Consider the following 21,629-nt stretch of genomic DNA (forward strand, 5'->3'; position numbering starts at 1 on the left):
CGCGACTCTCATCGTGGCGCGGAGAACCATCTCCAACCAGACGCCGGATAGATTTAAGCAAGCCTGCTCACATCATACAAAATCAGCTTGCAAAAGGGAGGGTGACCATAGATTTTTCATGCACGCACACTGTATTCCATCATCAACACACAGTAAATCATGCATCAATATTTATCACGATGATCAATGAATAAAAAACTATTACAGTACTGTCTATTGTTCGCCGCCAGGGTCCCGCATAATGACATTGCGCTAATGCAAGCCCGACACCGAACCATCCACTTTTTTTGAATGGAGTACCTCATGTCCCTCTCGCCCGCCTTCTACGCCACCTGGAACCCACGCCTGCTGGGCCTGCTTCGCATTATCCTCGGTTTCCTCTTCCTGCAGCACGGCACGGCCAAACTGTTCGGCGCACCGCACGTGGCCATGTTCGACGGCCTGCAACTGTTGTCCGTGATGGGAGCGGCTGGCGTCATCGAGCTGGTGGGCGGCAGCTTGCTGCTGCTTGGCCTGTTCACGCGCCCCGTCGCCTTCATCCTGTCGGGCCAGATGGCGGCCGCCTACTTCATGGCGCATGCACCAAGCGGTTTCCTGCCTATCCTGAACGGCGGCGAAATGGCCGTGATGTACTGCTTCACCTTCCTGTACTTCGCAGTTGCAGGCGCCGGCGCCTACAGCCTCGACGGCTTGCGCGGCAAGGCGGGCGCATAAAAAAAGGGCGGACATCGCTGTCCGCCCTTTCATTGCATGCAAGGAGCCGCTTACACGGCCGAAACGTCCAGCTCAGCGCCCGTGGCCGCCTGCACCTGCTCCTTGGTCACGCCCGGCGCCAGTTCCACCAGCTTCAGGCCGTTTTCCGTCACGTCGATCACGCCAAGGTCGCTGATGATGACGTCGACCACGCCCACGCCCGTCAGCGGCAGGTCGCACTGTTTCAGCAGCTTGTGCGACGTCGTGCCATCCTTGGCCGTGGCCACGTGTTCCATCAGCACCACCACGCGCTTGACGCCGGCCACCAGGTCCATCGCGCCGCCCATGCCCTTGACCATCTTGCCTGGAATCATCCAGTTCGCCAGGTCGCCCTTTTCCGACACTTGCATGGCGCCCAGGATGGCCAGGTTGATCTTGCCGCCGCGAATCATGCCAAACGAGTCAGCCGAGCTGAAGTAGGCGGCGCCCGGCAAGGCCGTCACCGTCTGCTTGCCCGCGTTGATCAGGTCGGCATCGACTTCCGCATCGGTGGGGAACGGGCCGATGCCCAGCAAGCCGTTTTCCGACTGCAGGAACACTTCGATGTTCTCCGGCACATAGTTGGCCACCAGGGTCGGCAAGCCGATGCCCAGGTTCACATAAAAGCCATCCTGCAATTCCTTCGCCGCGCGCGCGGCCATTTGATCTCTAGTCCAAGCCATGATTATCTCCGTATTCTTTTTTATGCTTCAGTGCGCACGGTGCGCTGCTCGATGCGTTTTTCCGGGTTCGCGTTGACCACGATGCGGTGCACGAAGATGCTCGGCGTGTGGACCTGGTCCGGGTCGATCTCACCCACTTCAACCAGTTTTTCCACTTCGACGATGGTGATCTTGCCCGCCATGGCCACGTTCGGGTTGAAATTGCGCGCCGTCTTGCGGTACACCAAATTGCCGGCGCGGTCGGCCATGTAGGCTTTGACCAGCGCCACGTCGGCCACCAGGCTGTGCTCCATCACGTATTGCTCGCCGTCGAATTCGCGGATTTCCTTGCCGTCGGCAACGATGGTGCCCACGCCCGTCTTGGTGAAGAAGGCGGGAATACCCGCGCCGCCGGCACGCAGCTTTTCGGCCAGGGTTCCTTGCGGCGTGAATTCCAGTTCCAGCTCGCCGGCCAGGTACTGGCGCGCGAATTCCTTGTTTTCGCCCACGTAGGAGGCGATCATTTTCTTGATCTGGCGTGTGGTGAGCAACTGGCCCAGACCGAAACCATCGACACCGGCGTTATTCGAAATGGCCGTCAGGCCCGTCACGCCCGAATCGCGCAAGGCGCCGATCAGGGCTTCGGGAATGCCGCACAGGCCGAAGCCGCCGACGGCGATGGTCTGGCCATCTTGAACGATACCGGCCAGCGCCGAAGCGGCGTCAGGATAAACTTTATTCATGGGTGTCCCTCTATCTTTTGTTAAGCTTTGGTCGTGAGTCCATGACTCAGGCAGCGACTCAGCATAAAATACGCGAGTGGAAAGTACAATACCGTAGAACTACCGGCGCCGTGCCAGCAATCCCACTGTGAGAGTGATACGTATCAGATGAACGCCGCGTCAGCCATCGATTATGAAAGCATCTTCCTGCACGCGCCCGTGGGCATGTGCATGTCGGAAAACCGCATCATGCGCAGCTGCAACGAAGCGCTGGCAGCCATGTTCGGCTATGCACGCGCCCAGCTGGACGACCAATCGTTCGAAGTACTCTACCCTACGCACGACGAATTCCTGCGCACGGGTGACCGCATCATCCCCATCATGAACGCCAAAGGCCGCTATTCGGACGAGCGCATCATGCGCCGCAGTAATGGAGAATTGTTCTGGTGCCACGTCACGGGCCACGCCATGCTGCCGAAAGAACCGCTGGGGCCGGGCATCTGGACGTTCGAGGATGTCAGCGAGAAGCGTCCCGTGACGGCGGAGCTGACCCCGCGCGAGCGCGAAATCGCCGCCCTGCTGGTGGAAGGCAAGACCAGCAAGGTCATCGCCCGCCAGATCGACCTCAGCCCCCGCACGGTGGAAATGCACCGCGCCAAGCTGATGCGCAAGTTCGCCGCCTCCACGTCGTCCGAGCTGGTGCACAAGCTGGTGGGACTGCAGCTGCAGCGCTAGGGCTGCAGCCAAGGTGACTATCGTTTAACGCCAAGTAAAACCGTTGCGAGCGGCAGCGATTTGTGGCCGAGAAGCGCAACCGTGCTCTAGCACGGTGAGCATCGCAGGCCGCAAAGCGCGACGCGCAGCAGGTTTTATGGCGTTAAAAGGTGCTCATGCCGCCATCGGCGGAGATAATCGCGCCGTTGATGAAATGCGAATCCTCGCCCGCCAGCAACAGCAGCAGGCCGTCGAGGTCTTCCGGCTTGCCCGGACGTTTATTGGGCAGCATTTCGATCAGCTTCTTGCCCTGCTCGGTGGCAAAGTAATCTTCGTTGATCTCGGTGGAAATGTAGCCGGGGCAGATGGCGTTGGTGTTGATGCCGTACTTGCCCCACTCCACGGCCATGGCCCGCGTCATGTGCACCATGCCCGCCTTGCTCATGCAATACACGCCGATCTGCGGCAGCACCTGCAAGCCCGCCATCGAGGCGATATTGATGATGCGGTGCTGTTTCTTCGGGTCGCCCTTGGCGCGCGCGATCATGCGCTTGGCCGTTTGCTGGGCCACGAAGAACGATCCGCGCAAGTTGGTGTCCATCACGAACGAGTAATCGTCGGGCGTGACGTCGACCAGACGTTGCGTGGTGGAGACACCTGAATTGTTGACGAGAATATCGATGGGGCCCGCTTCCGTTTCCGCATGCGCGATGGCCGACTTGATGCTGGCGAAGTCGGTCACGTCCAGCGACACCACGTGCGCGGCGCCGCCGTCCGCTTCGATTTCGGCGCGCAATTCCTTCAGGCGTTCGGTGCGGCGCGACGCCAGCACGACCTGGGCGCCGGCCTGGGCCAGCACTTTCGCAAAGCGCGCGCCGAGGCCGCTCGATGCGCCGGTAATCAGGGCAATCTTGCCCTCGAAATTGACTTCTATGCCCACGAGCTACTCCTGTTTTATTTTAGATAACACTTTACGCCGTGCCACTAGCGCAGGGGCAAAATACCCTGCGGCGCACTTGAGCAAAGGTAAACGCCATCATTACACAAAATGGCCGGATTTAGATTGCGGCGAGGGGCAATGTCACGCAAAATGGCGCCAAAGTTGCAATCCTCGCCAAAAACAAGCACACTCGTGCTTAAATTTCTTCGAAGATTCCTCACCCACCCATTTAGTGACTATAAATCGAGACCATGACACAGCCTAATAACTTAGTTGAACAGTACGGACCGCGCGAAACCATGGAGTATGACGTGGTGATCGTCGGCGGTGGCCCCGCAGGCTTGGCCGCGGCGATCCGCCTGAAGCAGCTGGCCGCTGAAAAGAGCCAGGAAGTGTCTGTCTGCGTGCTGGAAAAAGGCGGCGAACTGGGCGCGCATATCCTGTCGGGCGCCATCATGGACCCGAAAGCGCTGACCGAACTGATTCCGAACTGGAAAGAACTGGGCGCGCCCCTGAACACGGAAGTGACGGAAGACCGCATCCTCTTCCTGACCGAAACCAAAGCGTATAAAACGCCGGGCTTCGCCGTGCCAGCCTGCTTTGAAAACCACGGCAACTACATCGTCTCCTTGGGCAATGTGGTGCGCTGGATGGGCCAGCAGGCGGAAAATCTGGGCGTGGAAATCTTCCCGGGCTTCCCTGCCGCGGAAATCCTCTACAACGACGATGGCTCCGTCAAAGGTGTGGCGACCGGCAACATGGGTGTCAAGCGCGACGGTGAGCCGGGCCCCGACTTCCAGCTGGGCATGGAATTGCACGCCAAGTACACCCTGTTCGCCGAAGGCGCGCGCGGCCACCTGGGCAAGCAATTGATGGCCAAGTATGACTTGAACGCCGGCAAGGACCCGCAATCGTATGGCATCGGCATCAAGGAATTGTGGGAAATCGACCCGGCCCAGCACAAGCCGGGCCTGGTGATCCACTCGAGCGGCTGGCCGCTGGACACGAAAACCTATGGCGGCTCCTTCCTGTACCACCTGGAAAACAACCAGGTGATGGTCGGTTATGTGGTGGGCCTGAACTATGAAAACCCATATCTGTCCCCGTACGAGGAATTCCAGCGCTATAAAACGCATCCGGAAATCCGCAAGTTCTTCGAAGGCGGCAAGCGCATTTCCTACGGCGCGCGCGCCATTGCGGCCGGCGGCCTGCAATCGTTGCCGAAACTGGTGTTTGCCGGCGGCGCGCTGATCGGCTGCGATGCGGGCTTTTTGAACATGAGCCGCATCAAGGGCAGCCACGCAGCCATCAAGAGCGGCATGCTGGCGGCGGACGCGGCCTTCGGCGCGCTGGGCGAACAGCGCCAGCACGACGAACTGACGAGCTATCCGGTAGCCTTCGAACAATCCTGGCTGCATGAAGAGCTGCACGTGGCGCGCAACGTCAAGCCATGGCTGTCCAAAGGTTTGTATCTGGGAAGCCTGATGACGGGCATCGACCAGCTGATCTTCCGCGGCAAGGCGCCGTGGACCTTGCACCACTCGCATGGCGACCATGAATGCCTGAAACCGGCCGCACAGTCGAAAAAGATCGTGTATCCGAAACCGGATGGCAAGCTGACTTTCGACAAGATGTCGTCCGTGTTCATCTCGAACACGAACCACGCGGAAGACCAGCCGATCCATCTGACCTTGAAGAACGCCAGCGTCCCGGTTGACGTCAACCTGACCACGTATGCGGGTCCGGAAGCGCGTTACTGTCCCGCCGGCGTGTACGAGTTCGTGAAGAACGACGATGGCGCCGAGCGCCTGCAGATCAATGCGCAAAACTGCGTGCACTGTAAAACCTGCGACATCAAGGATCCGACGCAGAACATCGTGTGGGTGACACCAGAAGGCGGCGGCGGCCCGAACTATCCGAATATGTAAGCTCGTCGCCCGGCATGCCGCCGCAACAGCGCTACCTCAGCCGGTAGCGCTGCTCCGCTTCGGCTGCCGTGCGCTTACAGATACTTGTCGCCGGCCAGGCGGCTGCGTATCGTCTTTGCCGGCGCGCCATAGCTGACGCACAAATCAGCCACTGGCCGCGTCACCACGGCACCGGCGCCGACCACGCAATGACTGCCTATACGCATGCGCTGCAGCAGCAAGGCGCCCATCCCCAGGGCGCTGCACGTGCCAATGAAGCAGCTGCCGCCTGTCGCAGCAGCAGGCGCCAAGCTGGAAAATGCTTCCATCACCGAATCGTGATCGAGCGAGGCGCGCGTATTGACGATACAGCCCTGCCCAACGTCGCAGCCGGGATTGATCACCGCCCCCGCCATCACCACGCTACCCGCACCAACACGCACAGCCCTGGCGACGCTTGCCTGCGGATGCACGGCGCTGACGAATGGCAGTTGCGGGCACAATGCCGCCACGCGGGCTGTCACGCTTGCCCGCACAAAGTTGTCACCTATGGCTACCAGCACCCCTGCCACGGCGAGCGTTTCCACCAGGACCGGCAAATCAGACTCGGCGCCCAGGACGCGATAGCCCGAAGTTTCCTCGCCGATCGTCCGAAACGCGTCGATCAGGCCGGCAATGCGAAAGACCCCCTGTCGTTCGACCACGTCTATGACTACCTTCGCGTGGCCCGACGAGCCTATGATTAAAATGTTTTGCATATCCCTGCTGAAAAGTGAACGATATCGGGCGACAGCCATCCTCCAGGGAAGGCGCCAATCCAGGGCATCATACCAGCAGCCCGGCGCAAGACATGCTCCCCATCCTGCGCCAAGGTTTTTAAAACAGCCACTTTTCCCCACGCTTTGGCCAGCCAGCAACACCAAGTTTGCATTGCGACAGCATTCCCGGATAAATTCCACTTGGAAAGTTTCTCAGAAGCACTTTCACCAGTTACAATTCCCTCTGCTAAATATTTCACCTTCCGCCCGCCCATGAACGCAAACGCCCTTCCCGTAGTGCCCCTCGACGCCGAATTGCAGCAGGCAATCACCGAACACCAGGCTGGCCGGTATGCCGAGGCGGAAGAGCTTTACCTGGCGATTTTGCAGGCGCAGCCGTATCACGCCATTGCCAACCACAATATGGGTTTATTGGCGGGACAGGTCGGGCAATACCAGGCGGGCTTGCCGTATCTGCACAAGGCGCTGTCGGTGAACCCCGACGAAGGCCAGTTCTGGCTGTCGTATGCGGATGGCTTGCTCAAGGCGGGCGAACGCGAACAGGCGCTGGAGATCGTCACGGCGGCTATCGCGCGCGGTCTCGACAACGAACAGTCGCAGGGCTTGCGCAGCCGCATCGAAACGGCGATCGCAAGCACGCCGACAACGCAAGAAACGCAGCACGTCATTGCGCTGTATCAAGCCGGCCACCATGCCGAACTGGAAGTGGCCAGCCACGCCCTGACGCAGCGCTACCCCGACTCGGATTTTGCCTGGAGCGTGCTGGGCACCGCCCTGCAATTACAGGGCAAGGATGCCTTCGAGGCCCTGCTGAAAACCACGCAACTGGCGCCCAACGATGCCGAAGCGCATGGCAACCTGGGCACCGCATGGCAGGAACGGGGCATGTACGACCAAGCGATCGACAGCTATACCCGGGCGCTGGAACTGAATCCGGACTTTGTCGAGGCGCATGGCAATCTGGCGGCGGCACTGCAGGCGCAAGGCAAGCTGGAGCAGGCCGAACTGGCTTACCGGCAGGCGCTGGCACTGCGTCCCGACTATGCCAAGGGCCATTTCAATCTCGGCAATACACTGCAAGCCATGCAGCGCAGCGCTGAAGCCATCGCTTGCTATCAACGCGCGCTGACCCTGCTGCCGGGCGACGCTGAAATCTACCTGAATCTGGGCAACGCCCAGCAAGACTTGCAGCAATGGCAAGCGGCCATCGTCAGCTACCGGGCCGTGCTGCAACTGGCGCCCCACACCACGGCGGCGCATGCCAATCTGGCCGCGGCGCTACATGGGGCCGAAGACTACGTGGGCGCCGTGGCCAGCTACCGCCGCGCCATCGCACTGCATCCCGACGACGCCAAGCTGCACAACAATCTGGGACGCGCCCTCCAGTCGCTGGACCAGGCGGAGGAAGCCATCGCCGCGTATGAACAGGCGATCGCGCTTGATGGCAGCTTCGCCCAGGCGTTGAGCAATCTGGGATTGCTTCAATGCAAACAAAAGAATTACACGGCGGCCATCGATTACTGCGCAAGAGTGCTGCGCCTGCAGCCGGACGATGCGCAAGCCTGCGGCCAGCTCGCGATCGCCTACGGCGCCGCCGAAGACCGGGACAATGCCTTGAAATACTTCCAGCAAGCCATCGACCTGGCCCCTGGCAAAGCGGCGAACCACAGGCAGCTGGCCGATTACTACAGCACCATCAAGCGCTATCCTCTCGCGGTGGAGGCATACCGCCGCACCCTGGAACTCGATTCCGGCGATAGCGAAACGCATAACCACCTGGGTGTCGCCCTGCAAGAGCTGGAGCAATACGAGGCAGCCACCGCCGCCTATGAGCGCGCGCTCGAACTGGAACCGAAAAACATTTCGGCGCTGTGCAACCTCGGTTCGACGCGGCAGGCGCAGAAGCAATTGGAACACGCAAAGCAGACTTATCTGGCCGCACTCGCTATCGATCCCGCGTTCGAGCGCGCGCACTTCGCACTCGGCAATTGCTACGTGCTCATGAACGAGCCCCTGCTGGCGCTGGAGTGCTACCACAAGACGCTGGAAATCAATCCCGACTATCGTGACGCCTACGTCAACATCAGCGCCACTTTCAGCAATATCGGCAGGATAGAAGAAGCGATTGAAACCTGTCGCAAGGGCCTGGCCGTCTGCCCGCTGTGGGAAACCCTGTTCAGCAACTACCTGTTCTTGCTGTCGCATAGCACCGAGATCGATCCGCAGGCGCTCTTTGCCGAGCATCAGCGCTTCAGCGACACCTTTGAAACGCATATCGCCAAAGGACGCGCGGGACACAGCAATACCCGCGACCCGCTGCGCACGCTGAAAGTCGGCTTCGTGTCGGGCGACCTGCACAATCATCCAGTGCCGCATTTCCTCATTCCGATACTGGAAAATATCGCCGATGGCGCCCGGTTGTCACTGTATGCGTACCACAACAATCCGCAAAATGACGATATAACGGAGCGCTTGCGGGAGGTCATTCCCCACTGGCGCCAGGTCGAGCACCTGTCCGATCCGGACTTGGGCCAGCTGATCCGCGACGATGGCATCGATATCCTGATCGATTTGTCCGGCCACACGGGCAAGAACCGGCTGCTCATGTTTGCCGCCAAGCCCGCCCCCGTCCAGGCCAGCTGGATCGGCTACCCGCTCACGACAGGGCTGCAATCGATCGATTACTATCTGGGCGATCAGTACTTCACACCACCGAACGAATTAGGCGAGCAATTCTCCGAGAAACTGTTGCTGCTTCCCGCCTGCGTGCCCTTCCTGCCGTCCAAGCTGGCGCCCAGCGTCCAGCCCGCGCCAGCATTGACAAATGGCTACATCACGTTTGGCAGTTTCAACCGCACCAATAAAATCAATCGCCAGGTCATCGCGCGCTGGGCCAGGGTGCTGCGCGCCGTCCCCGACTCCAAAATGATCGTGGCAGCCATGCCGAAATCGGAAGCGCCGCCACAACTGGCGGCCTGGTTCGCGGAAGAAGGCATTGCGCAGGAGCGCCTGACCTTCGAAGGACGCACGGGCATGGCCCAATTCATGGCCATCCATCACCGCATCGACATTTGCCTTGATGCCTTCCCGTATTGCGGCAGCACGACGACCCTGCATGCGCTGTGGATGGGCGTGCCCACGCTCACGACGGCAGGCCCCACCATGCCTAGCCGCGCCGGCAACATGATCTTGCGCCAGGTCGAACTCGATGACTTTATCGCCACCGACGAAGATGATCTCGTGCGCAAGAGCGTGGCCATGGCGGCCAACCCCATGTTGCTGGGCGCCTACCGCTTCAGCATGCGGCACCGCCTGGAACGCTCCGTCCTGGGCAAGCCCAAGCTGATCACGGAAGGCCTAGAAAATGGCCTGCGCATCATCTGGCAACGCTGGTGTGAAGGCTTGCCGCCAGTCTCGTTCGAAGCACCCGTGGCCGTGCCCAACCCGCCGATCGGATTATGATGAGCGCTCAAAAAAACAAACCAGTCTATGTCACCCAGCCCCTGCTGCCGCCGCTGGAGGATTTCCTGCCGTATCTGGAGACGATCTGGAACAACAAGATCCTGACCAATGGCGGCCCGTTCCACCAGCAACTGGAACAGGCGCTGTGCGACTACCTGGGCGTGAAACACATCTGCCTGTTCGCCAATGGCACGCTGGCATTGATGACGGCCTTGCAGGCGCTGCGCATCAACGGCGAAGTCATCACGACGCCGTATTCGTTTGTCGCCACCGCTCATTCGCTGCTTTGGAACAACATCAAGCCCGTCTTTGCCGATATCGAGCCGCACAGCCTGAACCTCGACCCGACCAGGATAGAGGCGGCCATCACGCCGCAGACCACCGCCATCATGCCCGTGCATTGCTACGGCCGGCCATGCGACATCGAAGCCATCGAGAAAATTGCCGACAACTACAATCTGAAGGTGATCTACGATGCGGCGCATGCGTTCGGCGTGCGCCATCGGGGCGGCAGTGTGCTCAATCACGGCGACCTTTCCGTGATCAGCTTTCATGCCACCAAGATCTTCAACACCTTCGAAGGCGGCGCCATCGTCTGCCCCGACGCCAAGACCAAGCAACGCATCGACCACCTGAAAAACTTCGGCTTCGTCGATGAAGTTACGGTCGTCGCCGCTGGCATCAATGGCAAGATGAGCGAGATCAATGCCGCCTTCGGCTTGCTGCAGCTCAAGGGCATCGACGGCGCGCGCCAAAAGCGCAAGGCGATCGATGCGCATTACCGCCAGCAACTGGCCGGCATCCCAGGTATCACCTGCCTGCAGCAAGGTGAGGGCGAGGCGACCAACCATGCGTATTTCCCTATCCTGGTCGGCCCCGGCTACCCGCTGTCGCGCGACGCCCTGTTCCAGTTGCTGCGCGACCAGGAAATCTACGCGCGCCGCTATTTTTACCCGCTGATCAGCGACTTCCCCATGTACCGCGGGATGCCGTCCGCGGCGCACACCAACCTGCCCGTGGCGCGGCTGGCGTCATCGCAGGTAATCTGCCTGCCGATCTATCCGGACCTGGAGATGGCAACCGTGGATGCCATTATCGCCATGATCGCCGCCCCCGCGCTGCAACAAGAACCTCTACGGAATATAGCCTGATGCAAATTTCCACCGAAACGAACTTTTCCGGCGTGGCGGAGAACCATCCCTGGTCGGCTCAATTCACGGTACTGGGCTACACGGATGGCGCCATCAGCACCCTGCCCCATCAATTCTTCCGCAACTGGCTGGACCAGGAACCGGAGAACGGCCACTTTTATATCGGGCGCGGCTCCTGTTTCGGCGTCGGTTCGATCGTGAAATATGACAGCGGACAGCAAAGCCTGTGCGTTGGACGCTATGTAGCCGGCGGCTCGCGTCTGAGTTTCATCCTCAATGGCCAGCATGAAATGCGCACGATCTCGACATACATGCTGTCGATCCTCGGCGGCGGCTTGAAAAATGTACCCCCGCCGCAGTATGCCGACACGGTCATCAAAAACGACGTCTGGATCGGCGACGAAGTGATGGTGCTGGGCGGCAGCGTGATCGAAAACGGCTGCATCATCGGCGCCCGGGCGCTGCTGCCACCGAATTTTCGCTCGGAACCGTATGGTATTTATGCGGGCTCGCCGGCGCGCCTGGTGCGCTACCGCTTCACGGAAAAAGTCCGTGCTGCCCTGCTGGAACTGGCCTGGTGGGAAATGCCGCTGGAATGGGTACGCAACAATAACGCCATGTTCATGGAAGACCTGTGCGCCGACGAAGTGCAGGCATTGCTGGTCATCGACATCCTGAAAAGCAGCCGTAAGCAATGGGAAGCGGAACATGGCGGCGTGGCAGACTGAACTTGATACGGCTTATCAATTAGATAAAGAAAAATAAATTTCCACACGGCATTTAATAAAGTGGAATGAATGGTCGTCTTGTACTGGTAGGAGCAGATAAACCGTCGCTCCTCACCATAACCACCCAATTAGGAATGACACCATGCTGAGTCTTCACACCAACGCTGCTTCCCTGTCGGCACAAAATTCGATCTCGAATACCCAATCCAAGCTGTCGACCTCGATGACGCGCCTGAGCACCGGCTTCCGCATCAACTCGGCCATGGACGACGCTGCCGGCCTGCAAATCGCAACCCGCCTGAAAGCACAAACCAGCGGCATGACCGTTGCAATGAACAACACGCAAAACAGCACCTCGCTGCTGCAAACGGCTGAAGGCGCGTTCGCCGAAGTCACCAACATGCTGGTCCGCATGAAAGACTTGGCTACCCAAGCTTCCGATGCCTCGTCGACCGCCGCCGACAAGACCGCCATGCAAGCTGAATACAATGCATTGGGTCAAGAGCTGTACAACGTCATGACCAACACCACGTTCGGCGGCACCAAGCTGCTGGGCAAAGGTAGCGCTGCTGCTGACGGCACGCTGTCGACGTCGATGACGTTCCAGATCGGTGCAAGCTCGACCGAAAAAATGACTTTCGACGTATCGGGCAACCTGTCCACGCTGAACACCGCCCTGAGCGGCCTGAGCGCGAACTTCTCGAGCGGCGCATCGACCGGCGCCACGGAACTGACCGCTTCCGCCAACGCCACCATCGGCCTGCTGGCTACCGCCATCGACAGCGTCAGCACCGTGCGTTCGGCACTGGGCGCGACGGCTAACCGTCTGGACCACGTCAACACCAACTTGTCGAACATCGCCACCAACACCAAAGCTGCTACCGGCCGCATCATGGACACCGACTTCGCTACCGAAAGCTCGAACATGACGTCGTCGCAAATGTTGCTGCAAGCTGGCACCGCGATGCTGAAACAAAGCAACAGCATGTCCTCGATGGTCATGTCCCTGCTGCAATAATATTGACTTGGCCGCTTGCGGCCAGTCTCTCGAAGCCAGACTCCGGTCTGGCTTTTTTTCGTCTATGCCTTGCGCAAGCATGCCGCAATACCGGCTGGACGGGCCGGCTGAGCAATAAACAGCATTTATTTTCAAAAATTTCCTTAAAGCATTTAATTAAGGTGGCAACACGGTCGTCTTGTACTGATAGGAGCAGATAAATCGTCGCTCCTCACCGTAACCACCCAATTAGGAATGACACCATGCTGAGCCTTCACACCAACGCTGCCTCCCTGTCGGCACAAAATTCGATCTCGAATACCCAATCCAAACTGTCGACCTCGATGACGCGCCTGAGCACCGGCTTCCGCATCAACTCGGCCATGGACGACGCTGCCGGCCTGCAAATCGCAACCCGCCTGAAAGCACAAACCAGCGGCATGACCGTTGCGATGAACAACACGCAAAACAGCACCTCGCTGCTGCAAACGGCTGAAGGCGCGTTCGCTGAAGTGACCAACATGCTGGTACGCATGAAAGACTTGGCTACCCAAGCTTCCGATGCCTCGTCGACCGGCGCCGACAAGACCGCCATGCAAGCTGAATACAATGCATTGGGTCAAGAGCTGTACAACGTCATGACCAACACCACGTTCGGCGGCACCAAGCTGCTGGGCGACGGCGCGGCTGCTGCCTCCGGCACGCTGTCGACGTCGATGACGTTCCAGATCGGCGCCAGCTCGACGGAAAAAATGAGCTTCGACGTGTCGGGCAACCTGACGGCGCTGAACGCAGCCCTGACCGGCCTGAGCAAAAACTTCTCGTCGGCAGCGTCGACGGGCGCAACGGAACTGACCGCTACCGCCAACGCCACCATCGGCCTGCTGGCTACCGCCATCGACAGCGTCAGCACCGTGCGTTCGGCACTGGGCGCGACGGCTAACCGTCTGGACCACGTCAACACCAACTTGTCGAACATCGCCACCAACACCAAAGCTGCTACCGGCCGCATCATGGACACCGACTTCGCTACCGAAAGCTCGAACATGACGTCGTCGCAAATGCTGCTGCAAGCTGGCACCGCGATGCTGAAACAAAGCAACAGCATGTCCTCGATGGTCATGTCCCTGCTGCAATAATATTGACTTGGCCGCTTGCGGCCAGTCTCTCGAAGCCAGACTCCGGTCTGGCTTTTTTTTCGCCTGCAATAGCAGGCAATTCCGGCATATTGAACTAAATTGCCATCATGTTTAACGATGTTGCCAGCATAGTCGCCTATACAAGGTAGAACACCGAACAATCGTCCACTGGAGCCGCCGCGTGCTGAGCATTCATACCAATACTGCCGCACTGTCAGCCCAGCGGGCCATGGGCTGGGCACAGCAAATGCTGTCGACGTCGATGACGCGCCTGAGCACGGGCTTTCGCATCAACTCGGCCATGGACGATGCTGCCGGCTTGCAGATCGCCACCAGGCTGAGCGCCCAGACCAGCGGCATGGCAGTGGCCATGCGCAACACGCAAAACAGTACTTCCCTGCTGCAAACGGCCGAAGGCGCGTTTGGCGAAGTTACCAGCATGCTGGTGCGCATGAAGGATCTGGCCACCCAGGCAGCGGACGCCTCGTCGAACCAGAAGGACCGCGACGCCATGCAAGGCGAATACGATGCGCTGGGTGCCGAGCTGTACAACGTCATGACGAACACCCGCTATGGCGGCACTTTGTTGCTGGGCAACGGCAGCGCCGGCAAGGGCACCTTGTCGCAAGCCATGACGTTCCAGATCGGCGCCACCGGCAGCGAGACCATGCAGTTCAACGTGGCGGGTGACATGGCGGGCCTGGATGCGGCACTGCAGGCGATCTCCGTCAATTTCGCGCCAGGCGCCACACCCGGCAGCGAATTTACCAGCAACAGCAGCGCCAACGGCATGATCGACCTGCTGGCGGCGGCCGTCGATAAAGTCGGCAGCGTGCGCTCGGCGCTGGGCGCCACCGCGAACCGGCTCGGCCATATCTACAATAACCTGTCCAACATGGTCACCAACACCAAGGCCGCCATCGGCCGCATCATGGATGTCGACTATGCGGCGGAAAGCGCGAACATGACCTCGGCGCAAATGCTGCTGCAAGCCAGTACGGCCATGCTCAAGCAAAGCCAGAGCATGAGCAAGCTGATCCTTTCTTTACTACAATAGTTACTGGCAGGGCGCGATGGCGCATCTGATTAATATGCACCAGCAGGAAGCAATGGCATGGCGATAGACCGCATTTCATCGGGCAACCCGGTGCCCCTGATTACCCAGCGCTTCGACGTCAGCCCCGCGACGCCGATGGTGCCGGGCGTGGTCCAGCCGCTGGTGCCCATCGGTCCCTACATGGCGCCCGCGCCCGACGCCGGCACCCTGCCCGCCCAGCTGCAGCGCCAGGACAGCCTGGCGTCCCTCATCAAGCCCAATGCCGATGGCACGGGCGGCGCCATGCCGCGCGACAGCAGCGCGATGCAAGTCAATCAACTGTTCTTCACGCGCCAGCTGGTCTGGCAGCCGCCCGACGCGGCGCAGCTGGCCGCCTCGTGGCGCGTGATGGTCAAGACGTATGGCGAGCAATATGCGGCCCTGCAGGAACAGGCGCGCGGCCAGCACGTGCCGGGCAATCTGTTCATGGCCGAGCAGCAACCGGCCCTGCTGCGCGAAGGCGCCCGTCCGCCCTTGAGCGTCGACAGCGAAGCGTGGCGCTTTGCCGTGTATGGCTGGGGTGGCCAGCGCCTGCTGCTGCGCGTGCTGGCCAGCGACGAGGAGGAAGATGCAGCGCCCAGGCGGCGCGGCAAAGTGGCGCTGCGCGTCGAACTGATCATCATCGGAATCGGCCGGGTCGTGATCCAGATGGAGCCGGCCGGCGACGGCGTGCTGCTGGAACTGGCTGCCGACGAGGAAGCCGCGCTGCGCCATTTGCGCCTGGTCCTGCCCGAGATCGCCGACGCCGTGCGGCGCGCCGGCCTGCGCGTGGTGCGCTGCCGCCTGAACCGCCAGTTGCATGCGCAGCGCGTGCATGGCAATTACCCGATGCAGGCGGGCGCCGCCTCGCTGTCGCTGGCCCTGTTCCGCGGCATGGCCGAAGTGGCGCTGCTGCTGACGCAGCCGGAAGCGGAAGTGGCGGCCAATCCCGATGTGCCCGCGCCCCCCCCGGCCGAAGCCGAAGAGGAAACCATCATCGCCTCGAAGGAAGTGGCGGCACCGCTCGGTTACGACTATGGCGATGAAGAAGAAGCGGCGCAAGGCAGCAGCGTGCTGCTGCTGGCCGACGGCCAGGAGCACGAGCTGCTGCCGCCCATCGACGAACAGGATTGATGCAGCATAAAAAAACGGCGCCCGAAGCGCCGTTTTTCTTTTCATTTCACCGTTTACCCTACCGTGCCGATAATGCTGACTTCGCGGTTTTCCGGGATTTCATTGTACGACAGCACGTGCAGGCCTGGCGCAAACAGGCGCGCATAGCGGGCCAGCAACGGACGGATCTGTGGCAGCACCAGCAGCAGCGGCGGCGTCGCCTGCTGCTTCATCTGCTCGCGCGCCACCGGCATGTTTACTTGCAGCTGCGACAGCAGATGCGGGTCGATCGGGTAATTGTCCAAGGTCACCTTGCCCGACTGGCGCGCCTGGTTCAAGGAACCAAGCAACATGTTTTCCAGCTCGCCACCCAGGTTAAACGCCTGCATTTCCATCTTCTGGCCAAACAGGCCGCTGACGATCTGGCGCCGCAGCGCACAGCGTACTTCGGCCGCCAGCAGGATCGGATCCTTGGTCGTTTCCGAGCTGTCGAGCAAGGTGGTGGCGATGGGCACGATATCCTTCAGCGACACGTTTTCCGCCAGCAAGACGCGGAACACGCGCAGCAGCTGCGTGTGCGTCAGCGCCTTGTCCAGCGCGCCGGCCAGCTTGGGCGACAGGGCCGTTAGGCGCTCCATCAAGTTCGAGACGTCTTCGTGGCGGAACAGTTCCGGCAAGTATTCGCGCACCATTTTCGACAAGTGCGTGGCAATCACGCTGGGCGCCTCGATGACCTGGTAACCGAGGCCCAGCGCATGCGCCTTTTCACTCGGTTCGATCCACGTGACGGGCATGCCGTAGGCAGGTTCGATGCCGGGAATGCCGTCCAGCTGGCCATACACGTTCGGCGACGGGATCGCCATCAGCCGGTCGGCCTGCACTTCCGCCTGCGCCACCACCGTGCCCGACAGCACGATGGCGTATTGCGACGGCTTCAGGGCCAAGTCGTCGCGCACGCCGATATTCGGCAGCAGCAAGCCCATCGCCTCGGACAGGCTCTGGCGCACGCCCTTGACGCGCTTGTTCAGCGGTTCGCCCTGGGTTTTATCCACCATGCCAACCAGCTTGTAGCCGAGCATCACCATCAGCGGCTGCACGGCAGGCAGTTGCTGCCACTCCAGTTCGGCCGGGCGCTCGTCGCGCAAGGCCGCCTCGATGGCCGCCATGCCGGCCGCGTCGGGCCCCTTCACGCGCTTGGTCAGGCGCCAGGCAACAAAAGCCAGCACGGCCGCAAAGGTCATGAACATGAACCACGGCATGCCCGGAATCAAGGCCAGCGCCACCATCATGCCCGCCGCGCTGTAGATCACCGTTGGCGAGGTCAGCACCTGGCCTGCCACTTGCTGTTCGAAGTCGCCCGAATCGCTGATGCGGGTGACCAGGATGGCGGCCGCGGCCGACAGCAGCAGCGCAGGAATCTGCGCTACCAGGCCATCACCGATGGTCAGCAACGCATATTGGCGGAAGGCATCGCCAAACGACAGGTCGTGCATCAGCGAGCCGATGGCCACCCCGCCAACCATATTGATAATCAAAATCAAAATACTGGCGACGGCATCGCCGCGCACGAACTTCGAGGCGCCGTCCATGGCGCCATAGAAATCGGCTTCGGCGGCCACGTCCTTGCGGCGGATCTGGGCTTTTTCCTGGTTGATCAGGCCGGCGTTCAGGTCGGCATCGATCGCCATCTGCTTGCCAGGCAAGGCATCGAGGGTAAAGCGCGCGGACACTTCGGAAATACGCTCGGCGCCCTTGGTGACGACGGCGAAGTTGATGATCATCAAGATCACGAAGACCACGATACCGACGACGAAGTTACCACCGATCACGACGTTACCAAACGCCTCGATCACTTTACCGGCCGCATCCGCACCCGTATGGCCGTGCAGCAGCACCACGCGCGTGGACGCCACGTTGAGGGTCAGCCGGAGCATGGTGGTGGCCAGGATCACCGTCGGGAAGACGGAGAAATCGAGCGGCCGCTTTGCCGACACGCTGACCAGGATGACGATCAGTGCCAGCACGATATTGAAAGTGAACAAGATATCGAGCAGCACCGGCGGCAGCGGCAGGATGATCATTGCCAGGATCACCAGCAGGAACAGCGGCGTGGCGAACTTGTGGCGGCGCATTTCAGCAACCACGCGGTTCAGGAAATTCATGGCGGTACGACCTCGCTCAAATGAGATGGCACGGCCATCTCGGTGGGTAATACGGGCTGGGCGGCACGCTGCCCGGACCGGAATGCTTTCAATTGCAGGATGTAGTTCAGCACCTGCGACACGGCCTGGTACAGCTGCACGGGAATCTGCTGCTGCACCTGGCTGGTGTTGTAGATGGCGCGCGCCAGCGGCGGCAACTCCAGCGTTTCGATATTGTGTTCCTTCGCCACTTGCCGGATATACAGCGCCATTTCGTCGACGCCCTTGGCAACGACAAACGGCGCCTCGGCACGGTCCTGGTCATACTTGAGCGCGACGGCGTAATGCTCGGGATTGACGATCACCACGTCGGCGTCGGGCACGGTCTTGCGCACGCTGCGCCGGCCGATCTGCTGCTGCAACTGGCGGATGCGCTGGCGCACTTCGGGGCGGCCTTCGCTACTTTTATGTTCTTCCTTGACATCCTGCTTGCTCATGCGCTGGTTGCGGGCAAAGAAAAACGCCTGCGCCGGCACGTCGATGATGGCAAACAGGACGAAGACGGATATGAGCGCCATCAAGCCGTCGAGCATCAGCGCCGAGCCATCGAGCATGGCCTGCTGCAGGGGCCGGTGTTGCAAGTCCACGTACTGCGTCAGGCTGGAGCGGCTCACATGCACCAGCACCATGCCCAGCACGGCAGCCTTGGCAATGGACAAGCCGAATTCAAAAGCATGCTTGGGCGCGAACAGACGGCCCAGGTTCTTGGCCGGGCTCAGGCGCTCCATCTTCGGCATCCAGTTCTTCGAGCTGATTACCCAGCCGCCAGGGATCAAGGAGCCGAGCACGACGAACAGGGGCACGCAGAACAGCGGCACGATCATCTTGATCAGCAAACCCACCGACGTCGTAAACGCCATCGACATGGCATTCTCCAGCGCGCCCTTGCTGTCGAGCGGCATGAAAGCCATGGCGAACAGCTCGCGAAAGCTTTGCAGGTAGCCCGGCAGCAGGTAGATGAAGACCTTCATGCTGATCAGGATGCCCAAGGCCGTCGACAGGTCGCGCGAACGCACCACCTGCCCTTCCTGGCGCGATTTCTTCAGCTTCTGCGCTGAGGCCTTTTCTGTCTTGTCGCCAGTGCTGCTATCCGCCATGGGCCACCCGCATTTGTTCCTGGATCATGTCGAGCACGCGGTTCGTCATGGCGATATAGTGCTCCGGGATAAAGCGCACGATCTGCATCAGCATCAGCAGGCCGAACATGGTGATCATGGAAAAACCCAGCGAAAACAGGTTCAGCGACGGCGCCACCCGGTTCAGGAAGCCAAAACCCAGTTGCACCACCATGGTGGAAAAGATGATGGGCAAGGCCAGCAGCATGGCGGCGGCGAAAATCCACGCCACGTTATAGGCCACCGTCTGCAGCAGCAGCGGCCCGTAGCCCTGCCCCACGGGCCAGGCCGTGAAACTGGCGCCGATCACGCCCGTCAGCACCAGGTGACCGTCGATGGCGAAAAACACGATCATGCACATGATGGTGAGCAAGCCCGTGATCACGTCCGACGAAGTGCCATTGAGCGGGTCGTTCATGACAGCCATGGAAAAGCCCACCTGGCTCGACACCAGGTAACCGAGCACCGACATGACGGACATGGCGAAGTGGAAGGCCAGGCCCAGAACGAAGCCGATGATGGCCTGCTCCAGGGTGGCGACGAGGGCGTGCAGGGAAAACGGATCGATTTTCAACAAGTCCTGCGAGATACCCGAAGCCTGCATCACGGGCAGCATCAGGATCGCCAGCACCAGCGACAGCAGCACCCGCACGGGGACGGGCACCATGGCGTCGCCGATCACGGGCGAGGCGCTGAGCATGGCCAGGATGCGGCAGAACGGCCACCAAACGGCCAGCAGAAACGGCAGCACCTGATTGAAAATCTGATCCATGGCGCGCGGCGCTATCCGACCAGGGTGGCGGCGCGCTGAAAAATGGACACGCAATAATCCATCAGATAACCGGCCATCCAGCGTCCGGCCAGGATCAGGGCCAGCAGGGTGACCAGCAGGCGCGGCAGGAAACTCATGGTCTGTTCATTGATCGAGGTGGCCGCCTGTACCAGCGCGACCAGCAAGCCCATGAGCAAACCTGGCACGACCAGGATCACCACCAGCAGCATGACGACATGCAAGGCTTCGATGATCAGGTCGACGGCGACTTCAGGGGTAAACATCGGTCAATAGCCCTGTATGCTGGTAACTAAGGTGTTGACGGTCAGGGTCCAGCCATCGACCAGCACGAACAGCAGCAGCTTGAACGGCAGCGAAATGACGAGCGGCGAGAGCATCATCATGCCCATGGCCATCAGCACGGACGCCACCACCAGATCGATGATGAGGAAGGGAATGAACAGCATGCAGCCGATCTGGAACGCCGTCTTGAGTTCGGACAAGACAAACGCCGCCAGCTTGACCGTGAAACTATGGTCTTGCGGGCGCATGGTCGACGGTTCGCCTGCCAGGTGCGCGATCTGCGCCAGCGCGGCCTTGCTCGTCTGCGCCAGCATGAAGCGCGAAATCGGCACTTCGGCAATCTTCAGGGCTTCCTGCATGCCGATCTGGTCACGGTCGTAAGGCACGAACGCCTCTTTCCACACCTGGTCGCCGATGGGGCGCATGACCAGCAAGGTGAGAATCAGGGCGATGCCGGTGACGATGCGGTTGGGCAAGCCCTGCTGCAGGCCCAGGGCCTGGCGCAGGAGGGACAGCACGATGACGAAGCGGGTAAAGCTGGTCATCATCATGACCATCACGGGCAGCAGCCCGAGCAGGGTCATGACGACCAGGATCTGCATCTTGACCGACAGGTCGGTCTTCGCGCCCGGCACCACGCCGGACAACAGGTCCTGCGCGCCAGCGGCGTTGCAGCACAGTATCAGAACGGGAACGGCCAGCGCAGCAGCCAGCGCGCCGCGGCGCCGGCTCAAACCGGGTACCGCCAGCTTCATGCTGTCATCAGGTCGAGATTGAGGCCGTCGAGGTCGATGACTTTCAGGCCATAGTTCTCGCCGGCCACCACCACTTCGGCACGGCCGATCGGCGTGCCGTTGACCTTGATCACCAGCGGTTCGCCGGCCAGCATGTCGAGTTCGATCACGCTTTCAGGGCCGATGGCCATCAATTCTTCCAGCGAAATGCGGGCCGAGCCCACTTCCAGGGTCAGGGTGACGGGAATCTTGCGCATCATCTGCGGAATGTCGCGCCGCGCGCGGCCGCTGGCCACCTCGGACACGTCGCCCTGGTCGATGATCATGTCATCGCCCAGGTCTTCCAGCAGGGTTTCGCTCTGGTTGGTATCGGTCATATTCAT

General features: G+C 60.7%; 21 protein-coding genes. 10 read left to right on the forward strand and 11 right to left on the reverse strand.

The features are described 5' to 3' along the window. Positions 1 to 303: 303 nt before the first annotated feature. The gene (locus ACQ4WY_RS21415; RefSeq protein ID WP_436505814.1) at positions 304 to 714 is read left to right on the forward strand and encodes a DoxX family protein; all 411 of its coding nucleotides are present in this window, start codon (positions 304 to 306) and stop codon (positions 712 to 714) included. Positions 715 to 764: 50 nt separating this feature from the next. On the opposite strand, the gene ACQ4WY_RS21420 is transcribed toward ACQ4WY_RS21415, so the two are convergent. After that, positions 765 to 1,415 (reverse strand): CoA transferase subunit B, encoded by a 651-nt coding sequence (locus ACQ4WY_RS21420; protein WP_101480845.1) that lies wholly within the window; start codon positions 1,413 to 1,415, stop codon positions 765 to 767. A gap of 20 nt (positions 1,416 to 1,435) precedes the next feature. After that, positions 1,436 to 2,137, reverse strand: a complete 702-nt coding sequence (locus tag ACQ4WY_RS21425; RefSeq protein WP_436505815.1) for a CoA transferase subunit A — start codon at positions 2,135 to 2,137, stop codon at positions 1,436 to 1,438. Positions 2,138 to 2,284: 147 nt separating this feature from the next. Between ACQ4WY_RS21425 and ACQ4WY_RS21430 the strand changes: the two genes are divergently transcribed. Then, positions 2,285 to 2,851 (forward strand): LuxR C-terminal-related transcriptional regulator, encoded by a 567-nt coding sequence (locus ACQ4WY_RS21430; RefSeq protein ID WP_046684925.1) that lies wholly within the window; start codon positions 2,285 to 2,287, stop codon positions 2,849 to 2,851. A 142-nt stretch (positions 2,852 to 2,993) separates the two neighbouring features. Here the strand turns inward: ACQ4WY_RS21430 and ACQ4WY_RS21435 are convergent, their stop codons facing one another. Then, positions 2,994 to 3,770: an SDR family oxidoreductase gene (locus tag ACQ4WY_RS21435; protein ID WP_436505816.1), complete on the reverse strand. Its 777-nt coding sequence runs from the start codon at positions 3,768 to 3,770 to the stop codon at positions 2,994 to 2,996. 251 nt (positions 3,771 to 4,021) lie between these two features. On the opposite strand from ACQ4WY_RS21435, the gene ACQ4WY_RS21440 reads away from it, so the two are divergent. Continuing rightward, the gene (locus tag ACQ4WY_RS21440; RefSeq protein WP_436505817.1) at positions 4,022 to 5,698 is read left to right on the forward strand and encodes an electron transfer flavoprotein-ubiquinone oxidoreductase; all 1,677 of its coding nucleotides are present in this window, start codon (positions 4,022 to 4,024) and stop codon (positions 5,696 to 5,698) included. Positions 5,699 to 5,772: 74 nt separating this feature from the next. Here ACQ4WY_RS21440 and ACQ4WY_RS21445 read toward each other — a convergent pair whose 3' ends face one another. Together ACQ4WY_RS21445 and ACQ4WY_RS21450 are read right to left on the reverse strand one after the other, a co-directional pair. Next, positions 5,773 to 6,435 (reverse strand): acetyltransferase, encoded by a 663-nt coding sequence (locus tag ACQ4WY_RS21445; protein ID WP_436505819.1) that lies wholly within the window; start codon positions 6,433 to 6,435, stop codon positions 5,773 to 5,775. Continuing rightward, on the reverse strand, positions 6,420 to 6,695 hold the full coding sequence (locus ACQ4WY_RS21450; protein ID WP_436505820.1) for a hypothetical protein: 276 nt from the start codon (positions 6,693 to 6,695) through the stop codon (positions 6,420 to 6,422). Before ACQ4WY_RS21450 ends, ACQ4WY_RS21445 begins: the two co-directional genes overlap by 16 nt. A gap of 13 nt (positions 6,696 to 6,708) precedes the next feature. Here ACQ4WY_RS21450 and ACQ4WY_RS21455 point away from each other — a divergent pair, with 13 nt between their 5' ends. The 7 genes from ACQ4WY_RS21455 to ACQ4WY_RS21485 all read left to right on the forward strand — a co-directional run bounded on the left by ACQ4WY_RS21455 (position 6,709) and on the right by ACQ4WY_RS21485 (position 16,142). Next, a complete protein-coding gene (locus tag ACQ4WY_RS21455; RefSeq protein ID WP_436505821.1) occupies positions 6,709 to 9,918 on the forward strand; it encodes a tetratricopeptide repeat protein in 3,210 nt (1,069 codons plus the stop codon). Further along, entirely contained in the window at positions 9,915 to 11,069 is a 1,155-nt protein-coding gene (locus ACQ4WY_RS21460) for a DegT/DnrJ/EryC1/StrS family aminotransferase (protein ID WP_436505822.1), read from the forward strand. The genes ACQ4WY_RS21455 and ACQ4WY_RS21460 overlap by 4 nt, the downstream gene beginning before the upstream one ends. Beyond that, complete coding sequence (locus ACQ4WY_RS21465; protein WP_353657615.1) at positions 11,069 to 11,797, forward strand: LbetaH domain-containing protein; 729 nt, start codon at positions 11,069 to 11,071, stop codon at positions 11,795 to 11,797. The genes ACQ4WY_RS21460 and ACQ4WY_RS21465 overlap by 1 nt, the downstream gene beginning before the upstream one ends. Before the next feature lie 142 nt (positions 11,798 to 11,939). Beyond that, the gene (locus ACQ4WY_RS21470) at positions 11,940 to 12,815 is read left to right on the forward strand and encodes a flagellin N-terminal helical domain-containing protein (protein ID WP_070303093.1); all 876 of its coding nucleotides are present in this window, start codon (positions 11,940 to 11,942) and stop codon (positions 12,813 to 12,815) included. A gap of 242 nt (positions 12,816 to 13,057) precedes the next feature. Further along, positions 13,058 to 13,933, forward strand: coding sequence for a flagellin N-terminal helical domain-containing protein (locus ACQ4WY_RS21475; RefSeq protein WP_070303092.1), 876 nt, complete (start codon positions 13,058 to 13,060; stop codon positions 13,931 to 13,933). A gap of 181 nt (positions 13,934 to 14,114) precedes the next feature. After that, complete coding sequence (locus ACQ4WY_RS21480; protein WP_436505824.1) at positions 14,115 to 14,990, forward strand: flagellin N-terminal helical domain-containing protein; 876 nt, start codon at positions 14,115 to 14,117, stop codon at positions 14,988 to 14,990. Between the two features lie 57 nt (positions 14,991 to 15,047). Beyond that, entirely contained in the window at positions 15,048 to 16,142 is a 1,095-nt protein-coding gene (locus ACQ4WY_RS21485; RefSeq protein WP_436505825.1) for a hypothetical protein, read from the forward strand. 53 nt (positions 16,143 to 16,195) lie between these two features. Here the strand turns inward: ACQ4WY_RS21485 and ACQ4WY_RS21490 are convergent, their stop codons facing one another. The 6 genes from ACQ4WY_RS21490 to ACQ4WY_RS21515 are packed head-to-tail and all read right to left on the reverse strand — an operon-like array spanning position 16,196 to position 21,629. Further along, positions 16,196 to 18,283 carry a flagellar biosynthesis protein FlhA gene (locus tag ACQ4WY_RS21490; protein WP_436505826.1) on the reverse strand — a complete coding sequence of 696 codons (2,088 nt, stop codon included), beginning with the start codon at positions 18,281 to 18,283 and terminating at the stop codon, positions 16,196 to 16,198. Continuing rightward, positions 18,280 to 19,419, reverse strand: a complete 1,140-nt coding sequence (locus ACQ4WY_RS21495) for an EscU/YscU/HrcU family type III secretion system export apparatus switch protein (RefSeq protein ID WP_436505827.1) — start codon at positions 19,417 to 19,419, stop codon at positions 18,280 to 18,282. The genes ACQ4WY_RS21490 and ACQ4WY_RS21495 overlap by 4 nt, the downstream gene beginning before the upstream one ends. Continuing rightward, positions 19,409 to 20,209, reverse strand: coding sequence for a flagellar biosynthetic protein FliR (locus ACQ4WY_RS21500; protein WP_436505828.1), 801 nt, complete (start codon positions 20,207 to 20,209; stop codon positions 19,409 to 19,411). The genes ACQ4WY_RS21495 and ACQ4WY_RS21500 overlap by 11 nt, the downstream gene beginning before the upstream one ends. Positions 20,210 to 20,220: 11 nt before the next feature. Beyond that, complete coding sequence (locus ACQ4WY_RS21505) at positions 20,221 to 20,493, reverse strand: flagellar biosynthetic protein FliQ (RefSeq protein ID WP_034757874.1); 273 nt, start codon at positions 20,491 to 20,493, stop codon at positions 20,221 to 20,223. A gap of 3 nt (positions 20,494 to 20,496) precedes the next feature. Then, positions 20,497 to 21,267, reverse strand: a complete 771-nt coding sequence (gene fliP / locus ACQ4WY_RS21510) for a flagellar type III secretion system pore protein FliP (protein ID WP_436505830.1) — start codon at positions 21,265 to 21,267, stop codon at positions 20,497 to 20,499. Continuing rightward, on the reverse strand, positions 21,264 to 21,629 hold the full coding sequence (locus ACQ4WY_RS21515; RefSeq protein ID WP_152252601.1) for a FliM/FliN family flagellar motor switch protein: 366 nt from the start codon (positions 21,627 to 21,629) through the stop codon (positions 21,264 to 21,266). The genes fliP and ACQ4WY_RS21515 overlap by 4 nt, the downstream gene beginning before the upstream one ends.

It is taken from the genome of Janthinobacterium salmonicoloratum (assembly GCF_051380845.1).
GTDB lineage: Bacteria > Pseudomonadota > Gammaproteobacteria > Burkholderiales > Burkholderiaceae_D > Janthinobacterium > Janthinobacterium lividum_F.

Bases quoted from the DNA above. Each gene is read 5' to 3' on its own strand.
- ACQ4WY_RS21505 (WP_034757874.1), bottom strand. From the start codon at position 20,493: ATGTTTACCCCTGAAGTCGCCGTCGACCTGATCATCGAAGCCTTGCAT.
- ACQ4WY_RS21430 (WP_046684925.1), top strand. From the start codon at position 2,285: ATGAACGCCGCGTCAGCCATCGATTATGAAAGCATCTTCCTGCACGCG.
- ACQ4WY_RS21475 (WP_070303092.1), top strand. From the start codon at position 13,058: ATGCTGAGCCTTCACACCAACGCTGCCTCCCTGTCGGCACAAAATTCG.
- ACQ4WY_RS21440 (WP_436505817.1), top strand. From the start codon at position 4,022: ATGACACAGCCTAATAACTTAGTTGAACAGTACGGACCGCGCGAAACC.
- ACQ4WY_RS21455 (WP_436505821.1), top strand. From the start codon at position 6,709: ATGAACGCAAACGCCCTTCCCGTAGTGCCCCTCGACGCCGAATTGCAG.
- ACQ4WY_RS21420 (WP_101480845.1), bottom strand. From the start codon at position 1,415: ATGGCTTGGACTAGAGATCAAATGGCCGCGCGCGCGGCGAAGGAATTG.
- ACQ4WY_RS21465 (WP_353657615.1), top strand. From the start codon at position 11,069: ATGCAAATTTCCACCGAAACGAACTTTTCCGGCGTGGCGGAGAACCAT.
- ACQ4WY_RS21515 (WP_152252601.1), bottom strand. From the start codon at position 21,629: ATGAATATGACCGATACCAACCAGAGCGAAACCCTGCTGGAAGACCTG.
- ACQ4WY_RS21445 (WP_436505819.1), bottom strand. From the start codon at position 6,435: ATGCAAAACATTTTAATCATAGGCTCGTCGGGCCACGCGAAGGTAGTC.
- ACQ4WY_RS21495 (WP_436505827.1), bottom strand. From the start codon at position 19,419: ATGGCGGATAGCAGCACTGGCGACAAGACAGAAAAGGCCTCAGCGCAG.
- ACQ4WY_RS21460 (WP_436505822.1), top strand. From the start codon at position 9,915: ATGATGAGCGCTCAAAAAAACAAACCAGTCTATGTCACCCAGCCCCTG.
- ACQ4WY_RS21500 (WP_436505828.1), bottom strand. From the start codon at position 20,209: ATGGATCAGATTTTCAATCAGGTGCTGCCGTTTCTGCTGGCCGTTTGG.
- ACQ4WY_RS21470 (WP_070303093.1), top strand. From the start codon at position 11,940: ATGCTGAGTCTTCACACCAACGCTGCTTCCCTGTCGGCACAAAATTCG.
- ACQ4WY_RS21485 (WP_436505825.1), top strand. From the start codon at position 15,048: ATGGCGATAGACCGCATTTCATCGGGCAACCCGGTGCCCCTGATTACC.
- ACQ4WY_RS21490 (WP_436505826.1), bottom strand. From the start codon at position 18,283: ATGAATTTCCTGAACCGCGTGGTTGCTGAAATGCGCCGCCACAAGTTC.
- ACQ4WY_RS21415 (WP_436505814.1), top strand. From the start codon at position 304: ATGTCCCTCTCGCCCGCCTTCTACGCCACCTGGAACCCACGCCTGCTG.
- fliP (WP_436505830.1), bottom strand. From the start codon at position 21,267: ATGAAGCTGGCGGTACCCGGTTTGAGCCGGCGCCGCGGCGCGCTGGCT.
- ACQ4WY_RS21425 (WP_436505815.1), bottom strand. From the start codon at position 2,137: ATGAATAAAGTTTATCCTGACGCCGCTTCGGCGCTGGCCGGTATCGTT.